General features: G+C 48.6%; 15 protein-coding genes and 1 tRNA gene. 9 read left to right on the forward strand and 7 right to left on the reverse strand.

Features of this window, described 5'->3' with window-relative positions; all coding sequences use genetic code 11:
- Positions 1–6 precede the first annotated feature (6 nt).
- The 3 genes from KUC_RS17295 (at position 7) to pgm (ending at position 4,028) form a co-directional block, all read left to right on the forward strand.
- A complete protein-coding gene (locus tag KUC_RS17295) occupies positions 7–882 on the forward strand; it encodes a ProQ/FINO family protein (RefSeq protein ID WP_007114535.1) in 876 nt (291 codons plus the stop codon).
- Between the two features lie 264 nt (positions 883–1,146).
- The gene (locus KUC_RS17300) at positions 1,147–2,181 is read left to right on the forward strand and encodes a porin (protein ID WP_007114536.1); all 1,035 of its coding nucleotides are present in this window, start codon (positions 1,147–1,149) and stop codon (positions 2,179–2,181) included.
- 251 nt (positions 2,182–2,432) lie between these two features.
- Complete coding sequence (gene pgm / locus KUC_RS17305; protein WP_007114537.1) at positions 2,433–4,028, forward strand: phosphoglucomutase (alpha-D-glucose-1,6-bisphosphate-dependent); 1,596 nt, start codon at positions 2,433–2,435, stop codon at positions 4,026–4,028.
- 26 nt (positions 4,029–4,054) lie between these two features.
- Here pgm and rfaH read toward each other — a convergent pair whose 3' ends face one another.
- The gene (gene rfaH, locus KUC_RS17310; protein WP_007114538.1) at positions 4,055–4,579 is read right to left on the reverse strand and encodes a transcription/translation regulatory transformer protein RfaH; all 525 of its coding nucleotides are present in this window, start codon (positions 4,577–4,579) and stop codon (positions 4,055–4,057) included.
- Between the two features lie 378 nt (positions 4,580–4,957).
- Between rfaH and KUC_RS17315 the strand changes: the two genes are divergently transcribed.
- The 3 genes from KUC_RS17315 (at position 4,958) to KUC_RS17325 (ending at position 8,200) form a co-directional block, all read left to right on the forward strand.
- Positions 4,958–6,952 (forward strand): sensor domain-containing diguanylate cyclase, encoded by a 1,995-nt coding sequence (locus tag KUC_RS17315; protein WP_040481685.1) that lies wholly within the window; start codon positions 4,958–4,960, stop codon positions 6,950–6,952.
- A 143-nt stretch (positions 6,953–7,095) separates the two neighbouring features.
- Complete coding sequence (locus tag KUC_RS17320; RefSeq protein ID WP_007114540.1) at positions 7,096–8,043, forward strand: AEC family transporter; 948 nt, start codon at positions 7,096–7,098, stop codon at positions 8,041–8,043.
- Between the two features lie 80 nt (positions 8,044–8,123).
- Positions 8,124–8,200 (forward strand) — tRNA-Arg (locus KUC_RS17325).
- 123 nt (positions 8,201–8,323) lie between these two features.
- Here the strand turns inward: KUC_RS17325 and KUC_RS17330 are convergent.
- On the reverse strand, positions 8,324–8,683 hold the full coding sequence (locus tag KUC_RS17330; RefSeq protein ID WP_007114541.1) for a helix-turn-helix domain-containing protein: 360 nt from the start codon (positions 8,681–8,683) through the stop codon (positions 8,324–8,326).
- Positions 8,684–10,218: 1,535 nt separating this feature from the next.
- Between KUC_RS17330 and KUC_RS17340 the strand changes: the two genes are divergently transcribed.
- The gene (locus KUC_RS17340) at positions 10,219–13,476 is read left to right on the forward strand and encodes a P-loop NTPase fold protein (protein WP_007114545.1); all 3,258 of its coding nucleotides are present in this window, start codon (positions 10,219–10,221) and stop codon (positions 13,474–13,476) included.
- 748 nt (positions 13,477–14,224) lie between these two features.
- Positions 14,225–14,713 carry a CreA family protein gene (locus KUC_RS17350; protein ID WP_040481488.1) on the forward strand — a complete coding sequence of 163 codons (489 nt, stop codon included), beginning with the start codon at positions 14,225–14,227 and terminating at the stop codon, positions 14,711–14,713.
- A gap of 15 nt (positions 14,714–14,728) precedes the next feature.
- Here the strand turns inward: KUC_RS17350 and KUC_RS17355 are convergent, their stop codons facing one another.
- On the reverse strand, positions 14,729–15,289 hold the full coding sequence (locus KUC_RS17355; protein ID WP_244264841.1) for a CAP domain-containing protein: 561 nt from the start codon (positions 15,287–15,289) through the stop codon (positions 14,729–14,731).
- Positions 15,282–15,770, reverse strand: a complete 489-nt coding sequence (locus tag KUC_RS17360; protein ID WP_040481494.1) for a pyridoxamine 5'-phosphate oxidase family protein — start codon at positions 15,768–15,770, stop codon at positions 15,282–15,284. Before KUC_RS17360 ends, KUC_RS17355 begins: the two co-directional genes overlap by 8 nt.
- Positions 15,771–16,007: 237 nt before the next feature.
- Between KUC_RS17360 and KUC_RS19490 the strand changes: the two genes are divergently transcribed.
- A complete protein-coding gene (locus KUC_RS19490) occupies positions 16,008–16,262 on the forward strand; it encodes a putative hemolysin (RefSeq protein ID WP_141243487.1) in 255 nt (84 codons plus the stop codon).
- A gap of 307 nt (positions 16,263–16,569) precedes the next feature.
- Here KUC_RS19490 and hutC read toward each other — a convergent pair whose 3' ends face one another.
- The 3 genes from hutC to KUC_RS17375 form a co-directional block, all read right to left on the reverse strand.
- Positions 16,570–17,325, reverse strand: coding sequence for a histidine utilization transcriptional repressor HutC (hutC, locus tag KUC_RS17365; protein ID WP_007114552.1), 756 nt, complete (start codon positions 17,323–17,325; stop codon positions 16,570–16,572).
- 70 nt (positions 17,326–17,395) lie between these two features.
- Positions 17,396–18,514 carry a histidinol-phosphate transaminase gene (gene hisC, locus KUC_RS17370; RefSeq protein ID WP_007114553.1) on the reverse strand — a complete coding sequence of 373 codons (1,119 nt, stop codon included), beginning with the start codon at positions 18,512–18,514 and terminating at the stop codon, positions 17,396–17,398.
- Positions 18,514–19,383 (reverse strand): amino acid ABC transporter ATP-binding protein, encoded by an 870-nt coding sequence (locus KUC_RS17375; protein WP_040481497.1) that lies wholly within the window; start codon positions 19,381–19,383, stop codon positions 18,514–18,516. Before KUC_RS17375 ends, hisC begins: the two co-directional genes overlap by 1 nt.
- Positions 19,384–19,593 lie beyond the last annotated feature (210 nt).

The raw sequence follows: 19,593 nt of genomic DNA on the forward strand, positions 1-19,593 counted from the left end.
AAGGCTATGGCCGCCAGCTTAATGAACATGTTAGATGACTTAGAAACGCGTCTAGAACGCACACAAGCTGAGCTACAAGCCCTGCGCGAAGAAAACCAGCGGCTAAAACAGCAATTGGCGTTGATAGACGATGCCCAAGTGCAAAGCGTGCCAAGTTCGGAAACCGCGACTACAATAGAGCCTAAGATTCATAGCGAAGCAGCCCCCGATACAGCAACCCTCGATGAAATAGCCTTAAATCCGGCTGACGCCGTCGAAGAATCACCCGAACAGAAAGCACCTGAAAAGAAAGCACCTGAAAAGAAAGCACCTGAAAAGAAAGCGCCCAGCGAAGCAGCTCCAGCCGAAGTAGCTCCAGCCGAAGCAGTACCTGTTGTAACCGCGTCAGAAGAAAAGGACGATTCATCGGCTACCGCTGAAGCAATCAAGGCTCCTTCTCCGCACGCCTTGCTTAATCAATGGTATGAGCGGTACCCCAAAGCGTTCTATAAGGGGCACACCAAACCGCTAAAAGTAGGTATTCACCAAGAGCTTGCTGAGCGTGAAGAGTGGCCCAACAAGCTTATTCGTCGCGCCTTAGCCAACTACGTGAACCTTCCTCGCTATATAAAAGCAGTGCGAGAGGGTGCAGAAAGGGTTGATTTGGATGGTCAGCCTGCTGGTAAGGTCGATAAAGAAGCGGCACTACATGCGTCAGAAAAACGCGGTGATCAAAAAGAAGCTAGGCAGCCGAAAAAAGCGCAACCCAAAGCTAAGCCTGTCGCCCCAAAGCCACCCAAAGAGGCGGTAAAGCAGGCCGAAAGTGAAAAAAGTGAGCCGCGTAAGCAGCTTAGCATGGAAGACAAATTACTAGGTTTACAGCAGAAATTTAAAGGCCGCTGAGACCAGGCATGGAGCCAAGGGTTCCATAAAAAAGTGAAAATAGTAAAGAAACACTGTTTTTTTCTATTGCGTTCACTGGAATCCCAGTATAGAGTTTGTCTTGCGAGCATTGGACTATAACAAGGCTTAGTTGAGGACATGCCGCATACCACCGGGAAAAACCGGCGGATGAGAAAAGAGCATGGCCCGCAAAAGCCACCTGCCGACTTATTAAGAGTCGAGCAGTAACGATCGAAACAGTTTACGAGTTAAGGAACTTACATCATGAAAAAAACACTTTTAGCGACTGCTATCATCGGCGCCCTGGGTGCCTCTGCTGCAGCCCAAGCAGCTACCGTTTATGACCAAGACGGTACTCGTCTTGATATCTACGGCCGCGTAGCTTTAGGTATTGAGGGCGGTGGTCCTGAGGAAGTAGAAGGCGGTGCTGTAGTTGACAACAGCGAAGAGTTCCGCAATGTTGGTTCTCGTTTAGGTCTGCGCCTTAGCCACGATGTAACGTCTGACCTGACTGCTTTCGCACGTGCTGAGTGGCGTTTTGACGCCGACGAGCGTAACAGCGATGGTTTCAACGATGTTCGTCACACCTACCTGGGTCTGCAAAGCGATCAGTTTGGTACTTTCCAAGCTGGTAACTTTGATTCTTTCTACCTCCAGTTCGTAAGTAGCCCGTTCGATGTCTACATCCAAGACGGCTTTGAATTTACTGGTGGCGGCAAGCAGTCTCAGGGTGATTCAATTGGTTACTACACCCCTGACCTGAACGGCTTCACTGCCTTCTTGCAAGCTAAACACTACAGCTCACGCGGTGACCTAAAGTCTGCAAACACTGATTCTGAAGTGGCAGCTCAAGGTGGTGTTCGTTACGCTCAAGGCCCTGTGACTATCGGTTTAGGTTTTGTTGATGACATCCGTGAGGGTGGTCTTTCTAGTAATGATGAGATGCTGTACGGCCTGATCGGTTCTTACGACTTTACCGACCAGTTCTCTGCGCGTCTGGGTTATGAAACTCGTGACGACAGCAGCACCTTCGGTGGCGGCTTCGATAAAGTTGGCCTGGGTGCTACCTTTACTACCGGCCAGTGGGCATTTACTGGTGATGTTTACGACGTCAATAATGACAACAGCGAAGACCGCACTGCTTGGGCGTTGGGTTCTTACTACAACGTTTCCAGCAACTTCGATGTGTTCCTGGAGTTGGTTCAAGCTGACCAGCCTGACATCACCATTGGTAATGGTGTAGATACTGCTGATGGCGACGACGTTTACTACATCACAGGCGCTCGTTACCACTTCTAAGCTTGGTTTAAACACCTAGTTTAAAGTGTAACTGCCTAGCAGAACCCATAGAACCGGCCTCTTTTGAGGCCGGTTTTTTTACTTATGTAGGTTTCTTCGGATAAATAGACGGGTGGATGGTTTAATTCGAAGGTACTTTCCATATTGCGAACGTTATGTAGCTTATTACTTGTTATGATCTTCAGTGAGCCACACGAACGCAGATACAGAAATATTGATGAGACCGTGCATTTACTTCGATGGAGTGAGTAATGAAAGCCGTCTTAAAAGCATTTTACGAACAACAACCAAATGTCAGCGTTTCTAAGCAGCGCGTAACGTTTGGAACCTCCGGTCATCGTGGACGTTCTCTCGAGCGTACATTTAACGCCTCGCATATTTACGCGATCACCCAGGCGGTGATCGATTATCGCCTTGAGGCGGGCTATCAGGGGCCGCTGTTTTTAGGTTTCGATACCCACGCGCTATCACGGCCTGCCTGGGAGTGCGCACTACAGGTGTTAGCTGCCAATAAGGTGCCGGTGTTTGTCGAGAAAGATCACGGCTACACTGCGACACCGCTAATTAGCCAGGCAATTCTGCACCACAATCGCCCTCAAGGTCAGGCGACGCCCGATGTGGCGCTTGCGGATGGCTTAATCATCACGCCCTCGCATAACCCGCCGGAAGATGGCGGCATAAAGTACAACCCGCACCACGGCGGCCCTGCGGATACCGATGCCACCCGCTGGATTGAGCTGCGCGCCAACGCTTATCTACTGCGCCAATTAGAAGATGTGCCCACCGTGCCCGTTGATGAGGCGCTTGCCCACGCCCAGGAGTACGATTTCACCGCACATTACGTTGCCAGGCTCGGCAGCGTGGTCGATATCGCCGCGATTCAGGGTGCGAACCTGACCTTAGGTGCCGACCCTATGGGTGGCACAGCGCTGCCGGTATGGCAGGCGATAGCAGCGCACTACAGCCTCAACCTTGAGGTGGTGAACACTACGGTGGATGCTGAGTTTGCGTTTATGCCACCAGATCACGACGGCAAAACCCGTATGGATTGCTCAAGCCCCGCGGCGATGGCCAATCTTCTCAAGATTAAAGATCGCTTCGATATCGCTTTTGGTAACGACCCCGATGCCGACCGTCACGGCATTGTCGATGCCAACGGCTTGATGAACCCAAATCACTTTTTGGCCGTGTGCATTGATTACCTGATGACCCATCGGCCAGAGTGGGCGGCTAGCTTAAAAGTCGGCAAGACACTGGTGTCATCTTCGATGATTGATCGGGTCGTGGCTTCCCACCAGCGCGAGTTGTATGAAGTACCGGTGGGCTTTAAGTGGTTTGTGGAGGGTCTGTACGAAGGTTGGCTGGCGTTTGGCGGTGAAGAGAGCGCAGGCGCAAGTTTGCTAACCCGCGACGGCAAGGCGTGGTCCACCGATAAAGACGGTATTGTGCTGTGTTTGTTGGCCGCGGAAATTATGTCCGTCACCGGTAAAACGCCCAGCGAGTATTATCGCAGCCTCACCGAGCGCTTCGGCGAGCCTTTTTATAAGCGCGTGGATACTGCCTGTTCAGCCGAGGAGAAAGCGGCGTTTAAAAACCTGACTGCCGAGAGCGTGACCGAGCAGCAACTGGCTGGTGATCCGATTACTGCCGTGCTTGTCAACGCACCTGGTAATGGCGCTGCTATTGGCGGTATCAAAGTCACTACCGGGAACGGTTGGTTTGCCGCCCGGCCCAGCGGCACGGAATCGCTTTATAAGGTCTATGCCGAAAGCTTCAAAGGCGAGAAGCATCTGGACGAATTGATTGAAAACGCCCAAGCTCTATTAGCCAAGGTGTTGAACGGCTAGCTCGTTACCAGCCGTTAGAGTGTCATTCACTGCCCACTTTTTTGTAGACTATTCACTGCTATATCAAGGTGCTGAGGCCGGTTGAGCACATTAAGCAGGACGATAGCTCGCTCTTCCCCTTTGCAGCGAGTAAAGATAGCTTCGAGGTCTTTGAAGGGGCCGTCGGTGATAGTGACTTTCTCACCAGCACTGAAATAGGTGTGAATACCTTCCTGGTGGTGCGGCTGGGCACGGAGGGTTTCAACGAGCTGTGAGGGCACAGCGACAGGCCTGTTGCCGAAGGTGATCAGTCGCAGAACGCCGCGGGTGGAGCGAATGGGCCCCCAGTTGCTGGCGACCTGATCTAAACAGATAAACAGGTAGTAGGGGAATAGCGGTTCGGACACGATAGTGAGCTTGCCCTGGCGTTTACGTTGGCTACTCAGCACAGGGTGAAACACTTCATAACCCTGGTTGGTGAGATGTTCGGCGGCGCGAAATGATTCACCGCCTTTGCATTGAATTACGTACCAAGAAGGTATCGCATCCTCTGCGTCGCTGAAAGAGTCCATCCGTTCGTCCTTTGGCATAGCGCGTATTAACTGTGTGTACCTCAACGAGAAGGCTACGGTAGCATCTTGTCTTATGTGTGTACCGTTTGATCAATATTTTTCTGGCAGGTTTCAAAGCGCTTGGAAACTTATAGATTAGACTTTGCTCGTGCCTTAAGTTAATTTTTTAGCTCCTTACTTCAACGTGGCGATCATGTAAAGATCGCGCATGGTTGATACCTTTCAACGTTTGCCAGACCAGAATCTTGGTAAAATTGATTGATAAATTGGTTTAAGCGATACTGCCACCATCCGTAGCAACAGCAAATGGATACACATTCTGCAGTTAATCTATAAATTCAGGGACACTTAGTGCGTCTGGCTTTCCCGCTAAAACGTATGCTTATCTCCCGTTCATTAAGGGGCCGGCTATTGCTGGGTCTTGCGGCTACCTGGTTTTTGGTGGTTACCCTGGTGCTAGGTATGTCCTGGCAACTTGGAAAAACCATGGTGCAAGAAACCAATATGTCGCACCTGCGTTATGAAGCCACTCTATTGGCTGATGAAGTCACCCAACAGGTTGAGATGCGTTTTCAGGCGTTAGAGCGCCTAGCTGGAATGATTGGTGACACCGAAGATGCATCTTGGATCAGCTATCAGCTGCAGCAAAACGATAGTTTGTTGGCCTGGTTCGAGGGCATTGTTGTGGGTGATCGCAATGGGACAATAGTGGCGGATTGGCCCGCCATTGTTGGGCGGGTTGGGCTGGAAACCTCACAGCTTGAGTACTTCCGCATGTTGCGAGGTACTCGTCGGCCCTATGTAAGCGAGCCATTTGCAGGGCGAGCGAGCGGGATGCCGCTGGTGTTAGTAAGTGTGCCGCGCTTCACCGATCAGGGCGAGTTTGATGGCTTTGTGGGGGGGATTCTTAGTCTTGACTCAGGGGGCATCTTCAGCCGTTTAGCCAAGGTGCGTTTGGGTGAGAATGGCTATGCGGCTATTGCCACTGCGTCAGGGAAAGTGTTGTCTCACCCGGATCGCTCCTTGATTAATGATTCTGTTCCCGACAAGTCATTTAACCCGTGGTTAGACCTTGCGCTGGATGGCTGGGAGGGAGATGGTTTAGGCAAACTATTAAGTGGTCAAATGGCACTTCAGTCTTATGCCCAGGTATGGCCTGCAGGCTGGGTGGTGGGTCTTTACTTGCCGGTTGATCAAGCGCAACTTCCGCTGGCTGACTTTATTCAGAAATTGTGGTGGTTATGGGTACTTTTTGCGCTCTCTATGCTGCCCCTCCTGTGGTGGTTGTTGGGCCGAGTGCTTTCACCTTTGAGGCATTTGGAAAAGCAGATTGGTGAAGTGGGGCTCGGCTATCGTGAGAATGTAACCCTGGCGACGAATATGCAGGAGTTGCAGCAGGTAGCAGGTACCTTTAACCGAGTAGAAGAAGAGCGTCAGCTTTTACTCGGTAATCTTCAAGAGCGCGAGGCATTTCTAGACTCGGTGCTCAATGCCGCGCCTCAAGGTATGTTTGTCGCCAATATGAAGGGTGACATTACTTATATGAACCCTGCGTTATTAGAAATGTTGGGAATTTCCGCTGACGCACCCATGGAGACATGGCTGACGCAGATCCATACTAACGATATCACCGGTGCCGAGGATATGTGGCTGCATAGCCTGCGCACGGGCAGTGATTTTGTTCGTCAACTGAGATTCTTACGCAGCGATAAAGAACAGCTGTGGCTGGATATTCATGCCCGCGTGGTCACGCTTTCTCAAGATGGACATACCCTTGGTTTAGTAGGGGTTGTCAAAGACATCACCGAGCGCCGCGAGCAGGAAGCTATTCAGCGCTGGGAGGCGGAGCATGATCCGTTAACCGGGCTGTTGAATCGCCGTGGCTTCGAGCGCCGCTTGGAAGAAGCCTTTGCCGATTTCCAAAAAACCAGCACGCCTTCAGCTCTTTTGCTGTTCGATTTGGATCACTTTAAACCCATCAATGACGAAGGTGGACATGCCCTAGGCGACGAAATGTTGCGTCGTATTGCGCAGGTGGTTGCCTGGGAAGTTCGCCGTAGTGACCATGTGGCGCGCCAGGGGGGCGACGAGTTTGGCGTGCTGCTCCCCAGCTGCACCCTGGCTCAGGCAAGAAGGATCGCAGAGTCATTGCGTCAATCGGTTAGCGAAATCTCCGTCACTCATGAAGGCAAAGAGTACATGGTCACTTTAAGTATCGGCGTGACTACCTTTGATGATAATGACTCTAGTGTGGTCGATGTCCTGGCGCGTGCCGATGCCGGTAGCTACAAAGCCAAGGAGCACGGCCGTGATGGGGTTGTGATTAATATGCCCCATGATGATGCCATGGCGCTTTTCGACCCGCAGAAATAATCTCCTAGTAAGCGCTCTAAGCCGCCGTATAGGCTTAAGGCGCTTGCCAGTCGACAAAACTTGCTCAGCAGTAGATTATAAGCAGGTGCTAAACTTGTTGTTGGAAGCCAGTTTTTAAAATCAAGGCTGACCGAGATACTGTTGTGAACCTACTTGAATTGTTTGCCCGCACGCTTGATGTCACGCTGCCTGTATTCGCGATGGTGTTTTTAGGCCTAGCCCTTAAGCGCTTGAAATTGATCGATAGCGCTTTCGTCTCGACCGCTTCAGCACTGGTATTTAGAGCAACGCTCCCCACCTTGATTTTCCTTAGTTTGATAAAAGCTGACTTAAGCGTTGCACTAGACGTTTCGCTGATGGTTTTTTTTGCCGCTGCTACGCTCGGCCAGTTCCTGCTCAGTTGGGCATGGGCGCACTACCGTGTTGCTCACCAGGATCGCGGTATTTACGTCCAGGGCGCGTTTCGCGGTAATTGCGGGGTAGTGGGCTTAGCATTAGCGGCGGGTATGTACGGTAACTATGGCCTGTCAGCGGGCAGCCTTCTGCTGGGCTTGGTGATTGTGATGTACAACGCATTTTCGGTTGTCGTACTGGCATTCTATCAACCTGGCCAGTCCACCGATTGGCGCAGCCTGCTCAAGCATGTAGCGAAAAATCCGCTGATTATTTCCGTGTTTGCGGCATTACCCTTCACCGCGCTCTCGATTCCGCTGCCCAGTTGGGTGATTACCTCGGGGGACTATTTTGCCTCTTTAACACTGCCGCTGGCGTTGATTTGTATTGGCGCGACGCTCTCGGTTTCTAGCATGCGCGACAGCAGCCAAGTGGCACTAGGCGCTAGCTTGATGAAGATGGTAACGCTACCGATACTCTCCACTTTGGCGGCCTGGATGATGGGTTTCTCAGGCGAACAGCTGGGCTTGCTGTTCCTATTCTTTGCCAGCCCCACCGCCGCCGCCAGCTTTGTGATGGTAAAAGCGATTGGCGGCAATGTGCCATTAGCAGCCAATATCATCGCCATCACCACGCTGATGGCGAGCATTACTGTTACGCTGGGCGTCTTTGTGCTGCGTTTACTTGGTTGGATATAGAGTTGAATAGCGCAGCTCGGTTGGCCCTGCCTAAGCCAACGCGTTATACTACGCGCCCGCTAGTTTAGTAGAACGGCTAAGTCCCTGTAGCTCAGTAGGATAGAGCAGCCGCCTCCTAAGCGGCAGGTCGCAGGTTCGACTCCTGCCAGGGACGCCATATCACTTCTTCTTGTCTCACCACTTAACCCCATAAAGCCAGCAACCATGCGATTTTAAGCTGTGGTATATCTAATACGGTTACTGTGGCAAAAAAGAACCCTGCTAATGCGGGGCTGAATAATTAAGCGGTCTGACTCATCAAGCTCTCATAAGGGATTCGAAGGCCTTCATGCAGGCTCTTGATCATACGAAGGCTGAGTTTTCGCTTACGGTTCAGCACCTCTGAAACTCGGCCGCTAGAACCGATGTATGCTTCAAGATCACGCGGCGTTAGCCCCTGCTGCTCCATGCGGAATTTGATCGCCTCAATAGGATCAGACGGCCCGATGGAAAAGTGTTTATCCTCATATTTTTCTATGAGGATTGAGAGCACTTCGATCTCGTCCGCTTCAGGAGTACCTGGCTCAGCAGCCCAAAGCTCCTCAAGACGAGCAAATGCGCGGTCAAGATCGGCATCGTTATGGATAGGTTGAATGTTCATTATATTGTCTCCGCATCGACTTTATCGTACTGGGCGTGGGTGCCAACAAAACGAACCCAGGCAATTTATTGTAATCCTGAGCCGTATTTAACGATGCTAAGAAAATAGCATCGTCATCGCCTGACCACCATGCGAGGGCCCAAAGGAGATGGCCTAATGGTGGCCTTAGCTAGAAAGCAGCTTCCTCATCTGGGCCAGCAGTGCTTTCGAGGTAGGCACCTATAACGATACAAGTTTCTTGATTGGACGAGGTATTGATGTTGCTATCCAGCCAGGGAAAAGCATCACGCCACACATGACCAATGATGATCACAGGCAAGCATCCCGTGAGATCCGCTTACGCCAGTATGCAGCGTTGGGTGAGTTGCTGGTTGGTTTCTTGCCAGAAGTTGGTGGCCAACAAGGCATGCCTACGACCCAGCTACCGCCGCGCTTTGAGTGTGAGGCAGCACAAGGTGTAAGAATCAAGTTTGGGCTTTGCCCGCCGTTTGAAAGAGCTTGAGCAGCAAATGGAGTATGTACCGAGCCTGGACGATGTGGATAGCGCCCAAGCCTAACCGCCATTCGCTAGCGTATGGCCAATGCCCCGCCTTTGTGCGGGGCGTTGGTGTGTTAGGCAGGTTAGCATGATGGAGCTGATATATGAGTTGGTATATATTTTTATATTAAATGATTTAAAATCATAATGTTATGTGATTTTTTAGACTCCTGTCAGGGACGCCAACGGCCTGTCTGCGAATTATTTCCCCTGACTTTTTTTCCTTAACATCTAGTGATGATGTGCGTTGGGCAAGTATTTGCTTGCTTTGATGCGTAATAGCTATTAGATATTGCCCTTCACCCCCATACTGCAGCGACGAATAATAATTAAAGGGAAAGCCCGTGCTTATCAAAGCAATGATGTTGATGCTGGCGCTATGTTTCGCCAGTGTGGCAAGCGCTGAACAAACGCCCGACATGCCAGGTGAATGGGTAACCCAAGCCGAACTCATCGTGAGCGGTGAAGAAACCGGGTGTGACCAAGTGTTTGATACGATACCCGAAGAGCTTTTATTTGCTCAGGGCGGATGCTGTCGAACGTGCTCCAAAGGAAAAGCATGTGGTAACTCTTGCATTAGCCGTAACTATACCTGCCATCAACCGAGAGGCTGTGCTTGCGATGGTTAGGGCAAGGCACGAGCAAGGCTTACAGCGGCACACAGCGGCTATATGGAACGGTTGCCAGGGGGCACGCCCTATCAGAGCGCCGCACCCTACGGCGCGTTGTCCCCCACCCGCCTGCGGAGTTCGCTTGTGGGGCAATTCTTCATGCACCACACAAAATGGGCCAAAGCCCGCTATTGCTGGGCTGTTGGCGGGTTTTGGGTGCATGGGAGTCATGCGTTTTCATGCGGAAATATCAAATTCAGCTACTTAGATTTTTGTCAAAGATAGAAATACATCAATAAATATGGCAAGTTAATTAAAATCAATTCCAAGAAACTCCCAACTATACCTGTTTGTTCTAGAAGATTAAATTTGAAGGAGGGTAAGACATGAATGCCTCAAGTGACTATTTAAATAAAAAGAAAAGCTTTCAGCTTGAGGCTCCTGAGTCACAAGATTTGTTTCAGGGGAAAGGGCATGAAAATGCAGCAAATGGAATGCTCGGTGTTATCAGAGACAATGAAGATGTTCACATAATAGGTGTTGAAGGAGAGTTGGGTGCAGGTAAAAGTACGGTTATAAAAATACTCGAAAGAAAACTAGATTCTGAAAAATATAAATTTATTTACTTTGATGCAGATAGATATCAATACTCATCTACTAAAGCGGCGTTCGTGAAAGTTTTTTATAACAAGCTAAGAAATATAGCTAAAGAAGGTAGCGCTGATGCTATAGATATAGCAAAAAACAAGGCGTTAGGGTATCACGTGGAGTATACAAAACGTACTAATAGCTCAATGAGTCCTTATGTTATAGCATTTTTGGGAGTGACCTACCTTTTTTTAAGAAATATAAAGGAAAGTGTGGAGATAACATACTCTTCATTCGTTAATATGGGAAACGGTAATGCTTCTTTTATAATTGAGGATTTTTTGACAGTAGCTTTTTCACTATCACCCTTGGCTTTATGGCTAGCAGTTAAACTTCGAAATAAAATAAAAGAGGGTTCAGAAGAAATAACTTTCGGAAATATCTTTAAAAGAAATAGTGATGATAGGATCAGTGAAGTATTTGAAGTTAGTAAAGAAGTTGGAAGCTTTGAGTTAAAGGAAGCCTTTAGTGTTTTTTCAAAATCAATACCTATTGATAAAACAATTATTCTAGTTATTGACAATATCGACAGAGTTGATCCAGAAAAGGCGAAAGAGGTGTGGAGTGATTTAGACATATTTACTTCCATAAGTAATGAGAGAATAAAGGTTATACTTCCTTATTCTGAGGATCATCTTGCAAAATCAATAAGTCCTAATGTCATCGAGGGTAAAGAATATATCGCTAAGCGGTTGCCGGTAGTTTTCCGAGCGCCACCAATTGTAACAGCTGGTTGGCGTGAACAGTTTTATATATATTGGGACCAAACCCTAGGTGAAGTTAAAAACTCTGATAAATGTGCTGAGCTAATTGACGTTTGGAGAGATGGGCAGTCGCAAATTACCCCTAGGACACTGAAGAAGCACATTAATGATATATGTTGTACTATTAAAGGTAATGTTGCTGATCTTGAATGTGCTGTAGCATGCACTGCATATTTGCTAGCAGTCCAGAAGTATAATGTTAAGCTCAACTTGTTGCTCACTACCGAAAATATTAAAATAGATGATAAAGTTCTAGAGAGAAAAATATTAGCTACGAGACGAGTTTTAAACTCTTTGTACACAGTGGATGAGTGGACTGAAATAATAGCGTGTATACACTATCAGACTAATAAAGATATTGCTCGTAGTGAGCTTCTTTATGAGCCAATTTCTCAAGCTATTAGCAGTTATAATGCTGAAGAAATATTGAGTCTTTCAGCTATTTTTGGTTTTGATGTTTTTTTTCAAAAAGCAATTAATAGCTATGACTCAAGAGAAATGGTTAAGTTAGCAAGCTTTGTTTTAGAAAGCGAGTCAAATAAGAAGAAAGAATGGTTGTTGGAATGGTTGCCTAAAATAAATGTAAAAACAAAAATGGAATCTGTACCAGAAGACTTTGATCAAAAATATGTTGAGTCAGCTAGAAACCTGGTTGAATCTGATTATGAATTAAACCTAAGATTAATAAACGATGGTATTGTCCGTGCTGTAACACTAATCAAAAAAGATGATCGTTCAAGAGATCAGAACCTCCAAGAGTTATATTTGTATTCTCGGGTTGAGGGTTTCATGCCTCAAGCTATTGTCGATTGTGATGCTGAAATTTTTGTTAATAATGTATGGCCTAGTCGGTCTTCTTTGGAAGACTGGGATCTTAATAAAATAAAATTTAATAGAGATAAGATTTCTAAGATAGTCAGTTCTGCAGTCAAAATAAACTTGGAAGATAAATCTTTTGTTGAAATATTTAGATGGTTAATGCCAAAGCACTATATAGGGCATATTGATTATCAGGATAGTGATAGCCCTTCCTCTGATCTTAAGTTAGATATCGGTAGTGTTGGTGAAACCGGCGTTTTTTTAATGGCTTACTACCAGAATTTGTATGAGAGCACAACCCTGGAAAAAATAGTTATTAACCTGAAAAATGGAACACTTAAAGGCGGCCTTGATCAGTGGACTGCATTGTTACTGCTATTGGCTTCCTCTGGAGGTCAATATAACACAACGATTAATCACCGTGAGCCAAACAAGCAGCCGAAAAAATACTCTTTTAAGAATATTGTCGATGAAATGGTTGTTGAGAATCCAGGGTATAAAAACTATATGAACTCTTTTTTGAGGTTCTCTAGGTCATTTGATGATCTTGTCAGTAGTTTTAAAAATTCAGAGATAAAGTCGTATCTGTCTCCATTTGTTAAAGATATTGTGTGTGATAAACAGGTATTTCGTTTAGATATAAATGATTTTATCTCAAGTGAGAAATATGGTTTGCTATCTGGGTCACATGAAGATTTAGATGGTGATGTTGTTTTGCTATTTTTAAATGGCTGGTCGAGATTTTTAAATATAAATCTACTCGAATCTTCTAAAGTGTTTATTGATGACATAATTGAATCATCTAATGATGTCTGGAAAAAAAGGCTCAGGATGGCTTTTGAAGATCGCTGTGTAAATTCGGATGATGCTGATGGTTTGATTCAAAATCCTTCAATTAATGAGGTAAGAGTCGTTGAATGGTTAAGTGGTTCTTCTTATGTGTCAAAGTCTTCCTCTGAGTTGAGAGATTTAATTGAGAAGTTTATTAATAACCTAGACCAAGAAAAGATCAAAAGCCCTTCCAGTCTGGGAAACTGGCTGGAGTTGATGTTTAGTATTTTACACAAAAATACTAAAGGAGCACTGTTGAGGTTTTTGCAAGCAAAGTTTATGGAAAAGACTACAAGTAATTTAGAAAGGTTTTTTATAATTGAAAGTTTTCCGAATGATTTAATGCTTGAAAAAGCAGAGTCAGACTCTGCAATAGATATTTGTATTTTTTTGGTAGACCAAGCTGAAAGGGAAAGTGTATTAAAATGGCTTGATGATCAACAATGGCATCTCGACGATTGGAGTGATGAGCAAGTAAATCATTTGGTGGAAGCAATGCAAAAGCATAGTGATGTTTTTAATTTTGAAAAAATTAAATCAAATACAGTGATTCAAAAAAAATTAAAAAAGGAAAAAAAATAATCTAATTAAATGTTTTTTGCCCATCCTATAAGTCAAAGGGAAGGTATTGACGCATCAACACTTGGAAAATGTCTTAAAACTCGGCTCCATGTAGTAAATCTAGGGTTTTAAACTACCCGCTGAAAGTGGGAGGCCAGAACTGGCGCCTTTTCTGCTTTACTGATCAAAGTGAAGCAGAGAATGTGCTACCAACGATTTATCCAAATTCGACGGTACTAGTTTCTTACTTGTAATAGAATAGATATGAGCCAGAGACAGGCCGTCAATCTTGACATTCATAATATCTTTAAGCCTTGTGTTGCATTCATAATGCGACCACTGATTGCTATGAGCCTTAGCCATCTCAGCTCCGAGGCAATGACCGTCGTTATAGAGCCTGGAATTGACTAAAACGCATATCCACCCACCTTTCAATATTATCTTTATGCGGCAGCGTAAGAGGTGCAGGCCAGGGCAGAGTGGCGGTTTCATATCTTCTTTCATCGTCATAGGCATCTTAAAACAAATATCCAAGAATATTGGTATACGCATTGGTATATTGTTTTATATTGAATTTAATAAATTTTATATAAAATAATAGGTTATGGATTGTTTATAGCTCCTGCCAGGGACGCCATTCGCCTCGCTCGCTTTGCTTTTACATCCGTTCTACGCCTACATTTTTGCGACGGTTCCCCAAGGGCTGTGCGCATCAGGTATGCTCTTCGCTTGCCCTTCACACGGCTGACCATTGCCAAGGAAGTTACCCATGTTTTCCACAAAACGCGTTGCCATTAAGTTGCTCATTGTTATGTTTGCGCTTATGCCGACCACGCTGTTGGCTCAGGATGCCCATATTGGCAGCGTGCGTACGGAGTTCAAACTGCTTGGCCCGAATAACACCATTGAAGTGGAGCGCTTCGATGACCCGAAGGTTGAGGGAATCTCCTGTTATCTCTCTTACTCACAGATTGGCGGAATTTCCGGTGCGGTGGGGCTGGCTGAGGAAGCCAGTGAGGCTAGCGTGGCGTGTCGGCAGACGGGGGAGATTGTCTTTGATCCTGCTGAAGTCGATGAGCAAGAAGTGGTGTTTACCCAGCGGCGCTCGGCGCTTTTCAAGAATATGCGCGTCGTTCGCATGCATGACGCCGAAACACAGACCTTTATATACCTGACCTACAGCACCAAGCTGGTAGACGGCTCGCCTAAAAATGCGATTACTGCTGTCCACTACGGTGAGTTAGGAGGCGGGCAATAATTGACGTGTGGGTGCCTAGCGAGGATGGCCGAGTGTTTGTGTCCAGTAGGATGAATAGCGCGACTCCGAATCCTCGGTGTTTGCCATGCCCATCTCGGTGAAGGCGTCATTCATGATGTTGCGGCAGTGGCCGGGGCTGTCTAGCCAGCCTTCTACCACGGCGGAAACAGAGGCGTGGCCAGCGGCGATATTTTCCCCTACGGCTTGCCACAGGTAATCCTGATTGCCTACTCGTTGCTCGATACCTGCACCATTCGGGTCGGTATGGCTAAAGTAGTCGTTCTCGGCCATGTCCTGGGAGTGGCTCTTGGCCGCTGCTTCAAGTTTGCAGCTCCATGTTAATGACTCCACGGCCGCAAACTGCTGGTCGCCGCATTGTCGCGCCTGGCTACGCGCTTCGTTGACCAGTGACAACATTGCCTGCTGCTGATCATTGAGTTCGCATTCACCCTGACGGTTAGCATCATCTTTCTGGGACTGATCATTGGCCCAAGCCCCGGCCGAAGCCAGGAGCATGATGACCATTAGACTGGAAAGCGCCCCTGCAGCGGGGCGCTTTGGAAGGAGGTTACCCACCGAACTTTTCATTCTCGCCAAGGTTCGGGGTAGTGTCCTTTTTGAGGTTGGCTTTGGCGATTTCGTAGAGCTGGAACGTCTTGCTCTCTTTGGCTTTCCAGTGTTCACCCATGTGCACTTTGATTTCTAGAAGGGCGACATCTGTGTCGTCTTTGCCTTCAGGGAACCAGGCAGCGATGAAGGGGTTCCAGTATTTCTCGATCAGTTCACGGTTATCGGTAAGCTTGGCTTTGCCCGATAGCGAAACGTAGACGCCATCTTCCTGATCGGAGAAACTAAGGCATACATCTTGGTCGCTTTGGGTTTCAAACACCTTTTCGGCACTACGGCGGGTGAAGAACCACAGGGTGCCGTCGTACTCATCTTGCACCAGGTGCATTGGCCGCGCTCGGGGCGTATCGTTATCCAACGTTACTAGCATGCCGACTTTGATATCTTTGATCATCTTCCAGATCTTCTGCTTATGTTCCGGGCTGGACATAGCGTCACACTCCTTATGAATTCGATAATGACCATATGAATTGGGTACTGAATAAGCCATAGACAATGCTTGTACATCGAAGATGGCTAGCTACAGCCTAGCTACCATTTTCGACATCAGCAAATGCACTATTGAATAAACATGCATCTTCTCAGGTGACGTCCCGCTTGATGTGTTCCCGGTTACTCACCAGAATCAAAATGACGGCTAACGATATGGTCAGGGAGGGAGGTTTTAATGCTAATAGGTTCTATATGTCGCCACTGCCCAATCATGGCTTTAATGCTGCTCGGTGGTTGTGCCACGGGCGTGGGTGACCCTCATTCTCAAAATCAGATGACCCAATACGCTGCTGAATACTGTAGAAGCGTCGGTGGAGAGAATGAAATTCGCGAAAGCAGCCTAGGCACTGGTCGTTATTGCCGCCTGCCTGATGGCCGGGTTGAAAATGAGTGGCAGTTGTACCGTAAGGAGCACCTTGAGAATAACTAGCCGTCACCTTATTCCCAACTCTACGATGACATGATATGGCTCGCTTTGGGAAAATTCTGAACAGCCACTTGTTTATGCGGAACTATTGACCACCATGGTTGGCGATCTAAACTAAATGAGCTTATGGCAAAGTCGATAACTATTACAAACAACGTATGGAAGGAGAACCTTCAATACCCCATAAACCAACTCTGCGGCCGCTATGTGCGGCCTTCGCTTCTGCGGTGATCGAAGGTGGGCTCAAACTCCTTTTTAATGATAGCGACGATGAATGAAGGATGAAATGTGTCCCACACGGAGTGCGGGGTCAGCCAGCATGCGAGGTCGCATCAACTGAGTAGCGGCTACCCAGGCGATAGCGCATGGAGGGATGGAGAAATTTAACGTAGGTGACGACTCTTGAGGCACTCCAGGTGCGACGCATAAGTGCTAAGCAGGGTTCGTTTGCATCAATATCTAGCGCTTTGGCATCTTCTTCCGAGGGTAATAGCGCATCAACGATATGCTCTATTTCGTCTACTGGGATGGTGTTCAATAAGTAGCGTGAAGGTTGCAAGGTGTCATCAAACAGCTGGTGGATAAAATCGGGTGCCATGGCAGGCGAAACGTAGCGATCCTCGAGCTGTACAGCGAGATCTTCCTCGTAGTGTACACAGCGCAGGTGGTAGACCGAGCTACCGGTGGTTAGCTCAAGTGCTGAGGCAATGGCAAACGGTGCGGCTACTCGACCGAGTTCGAGTACTTCGCAATGGTAACGATGGCCACGGGAGGCTATTTCATCTGCAATATTGGCTATTTGCAATAAATTGGAGTGTGGTTTGCGCTCAGCTATAAAGGTACCTACACCGCTGGTACGTTCTAAGAAACCCTCGTTAGTCAGTTCTCTCAACGCCCGATTTATCGTCATGCGCGACATGCCAAGCTCATTAACCAATTGATTTTCTGATGGAATCATGTCGCCAGGTTTCCAAAAACCTGAGGCGGTGCGTTCCAATACAAACTGTTTGGCCTGTAAATAGAGTGCTTTTGGTGCGGTGACGCTATCGGTGCCGGATTTTTTCATCCACTACTCCAGTTATGGCTTAGAGCTAGTCGCTATTGACGTCATAATAAGGCAATCAGCTAGGGCTAGGTTAGTGTGGCATCGAAGCCGCTAGCGCGGCCAAGAACTGGTCATTCTGCTCGCGGTTGCCGATAGAGACGCGCACCCAGTGGCGATAGTCTGGCTCGCGCCAAGGTTTAACGATCACTCCGTGGCTCAGCAGTGCTTCATGCAAGCTATCTGATGCGTTATCCGTTTTGAAAAACAGAAAATTAGCCAGAGAAGGCACAACCGTCAGGTGCATGTCGTTAAGCGCCTTGGCAACCCGCTCGCGTTCGCGATTGGTCGCTTCAAGCCCAGCCTTGAGGTGGGCCTCATCCTGCAGCGCTGCGAACGCAGCGACTTGAGCGATGCGGTTAACGTTAAACGGCGTGCGTAGACGATCGATAAGATCACCCAGCGCGGGACTGCTGACAATGCCATAGCCGACACGCAATCCGGCCAGCGAATAGGCTTTCGAGAAGGTGCGTAAGACGATCCATGGGGTCTGCTGTTGGGATAGTCGGGCCAGCACATTCGGATAGCCGGGGCTACCCTGGGCGTACTCGTAATAGGCTTCGTCAAAGACGAGTAGGGTGGCGGGAGTGAGCGCCTCAAGCAACCGTTCTAACTGGCTGGCCGATAGTGCGCTACCGACCGGATTGGAAGGCGAAGAGAACATCAGCATGCGTGGCGGCTCAATAAGCGCTTCAAGCAGCCCGTCAATGTCAAAGCGGCCACCCTCCAGCATGGGCACCGCGCGAATATGCGCCCCCAATGATTGCGGGTATAAGGTGTGTAGACCGAAGGCGGGTGTGACGGTGACTAGGGTGTCGCCGTGGTCGAGAAATACCCGGCATAAAATCGCAATCAGATCTTCGGAGCCATTACCAAATACCAGCTGTTCGGGTGCAACCCCAAGGCGCACCGCCAGCGCATCGCGCAATAGCCCACAGGAGGCGTCGGGATAAAGACCGCTATCGATAATGGCGCTTGAGATAGCAGCGGCCACCTGGGGGGAGGGGCCGTAGGGGTTCTCATTACTGCCGAGTTTGGCAATCTTTGACACGCCAAAGCGTTTGCTTACCTGTTCGCTAGAGAGCCCAGCATTGTAGCTTTCAAGATCGCGCACCTCGCGGCGTGCCAAGGGGGTGGGGTCGAAAGGCCGCATTAGTTCTCCTGCTCCGGCGTGGTGTTCCAGAAGGCGTTGCGATCCAGGTAATTCTGTAAAAACTGGCGAAGTCGAGGGTGCTGAGTGTCGCGGAATACTTCATTGGGCGTGCCACGGGTGACGATACTGCCTTGATCGAGGAACACGACGCTGTCGGCGACTTGAGCGGCAAACCCCATCTCGTGAGTGACGACCACCATGGTCATACCTTCAACAGCGAGCTGCTTCATCACTGCCAAGACCTCGCCCACCAGTTCAGGATCGAGGGCCGAGGTAGGCTCATCGAAGAGCATAATTTTGGGCTCCATGGCCAGCGCCCGGGCAATGGCCACGCGTTGCTGTTGTCCGCCGGAGAGTCGCGCTGGGTACTCCTTGGCCTTCTCGGCCAGGCCAACCTTGTCGAGCACCGCCATAGCGCGTTTTTCGGCCTCGCTGCGTTTAAGCCGACGCACTCTTACCAGCGCCTCGGTGACATTGCCCAGCGCTGTCATATGCGGCCATAGGTTGAACTGCTGAAAGACGATACCGAGATTGCGTCGTGCCTGGTTAAGACGGTTACGCCCCGCGTGTTTGCGGTGTCCTCGATCATCAATCTCCCAGCCCAGCAAACGCCCCTCGATATGGATCTCCCCGTCGTCATACTCCTCAAGGAACGCCATGCAGCGTAGTAGTGTGCTCTTACCTGAACCTGAGGGGCCGATCAAACAGACCACCTCGGAGTGGTGTATGTCCAGGTCGATATTGGCGAGCACTTGATTTGCGCCGAAGCGCTTGCCGACGGCTGAAAGGTGGATGATCGGCGGCGCTATCTTCGAGTTCTCAGCCGGGGCTGCTGAGATAGCGTTAGTGGGGGATAGGGAAAGCGACATAGCTAGCTCCTGTTCAGCGCTGCAAGTAGATGCCGACGCGGTGCTCAAGCCACCTGCCCGCACGTGAGGTGATCTCGATCAGTAATAGATAGGCAATGCAAAGAACCAATAACGTTTCAATAAAGGTGAAGGTACGGTTGCCAATGCCGGTGAGTACAGCGGTTAGCTCCGGTACAGTGATAATCGACAGTACGGCGGGTTCCTTTCACA

Source organism: Vreelandella boliviensis LC1 (assembly GCF_000236035.1).
Taxonomy (GTDB): Bacteria; Pseudomonadota; Gammaproteobacteria; order Pseudomonadales; family Halomonadaceae; genus Vreelandella; species Vreelandella boliviensis.

Bases quoted from the DNA above. Each gene is read 5' to 3' on its own strand.
- KUC_RS17295 (WP_007114535.1), top strand. From the start codon at position 7: ATGGCCGCCAGCTTAATGAACATGTTAGATGACTTAGAAACGCGTCTA.
- KUC_RS17300 (WP_007114536.1), top strand. From the start codon at position 1,147: ATGAAAAAAACACTTTTAGCGACTGCTATCATCGGCGCCCTGGGTGCC.
- pgm (WP_007114537.1), top strand. From the start codon at position 2,433: ATGAAAGCCGTCTTAAAAGCATTTTACGAACAACAACCAAATGTCAGC.
- rfaH (WP_007114538.1), bottom strand. From the start codon at position 4,579: ATGGACTCTTTCAGCGACGCAGAGGATGCGATACCTTCTTGGTACGTA.
- KUC_RS17315 (WP_040481685.1), top strand. From the start codon at position 4,958: ATGCTTATCTCCCGTTCATTAAGGGGCCGGCTATTGCTGGGTCTTGCG.
- KUC_RS17330 (WP_007114541.1), bottom strand. From the start codon at position 8,683: ATGAACATTCAACCTATCCATAACGATGCCGATCTTGACCGCGCATTT.
- KUC_RS17340 (WP_007114545.1), top strand. From the start codon at position 10,219: ATGAATGCCTCAAGTGACTATTTAAATAAAAAGAAAAGCTTTCAGCTT.
- KUC_RS17350 (WP_040481488.1), top strand. From the start codon at position 14,225: ATGTTTTCCACAAAACGCGTTGCCATTAAGTTGCTCATTGTTATGTTT.
- KUC_RS17360 (WP_040481494.1), bottom strand. From the start codon at position 15,770: ATGTCCAGCCCGGAACATAAGCAGAAGATCTGGAAGATGATCAAAGAT.
- KUC_RS19490 (WP_141243487.1), top strand. From the start codon at position 16,008: ATGCTAATAGGTTCTATATGTCGCCACTGCCCAATCATGGCTTTAATG.
- hutC (WP_007114552.1), bottom strand. From the start codon at position 17,325: ATGAAAAAATCCGGCACCGATAGCGTCACCGCACCAAAAGCACTCTAT.
- hisC (WP_007114553.1), bottom strand. From the start codon at position 18,514: ATGCGGCCTTTCGACCCCACCCCCTTGGCACGCCGCGAGGTGCGCGAT.
- KUC_RS17375 (WP_040481497.1), bottom strand. From the start codon at position 19,383: ATGTCGCTTTCCCTATCCCCCACTAACGCTATCTCAGCAGCCCCGGCT.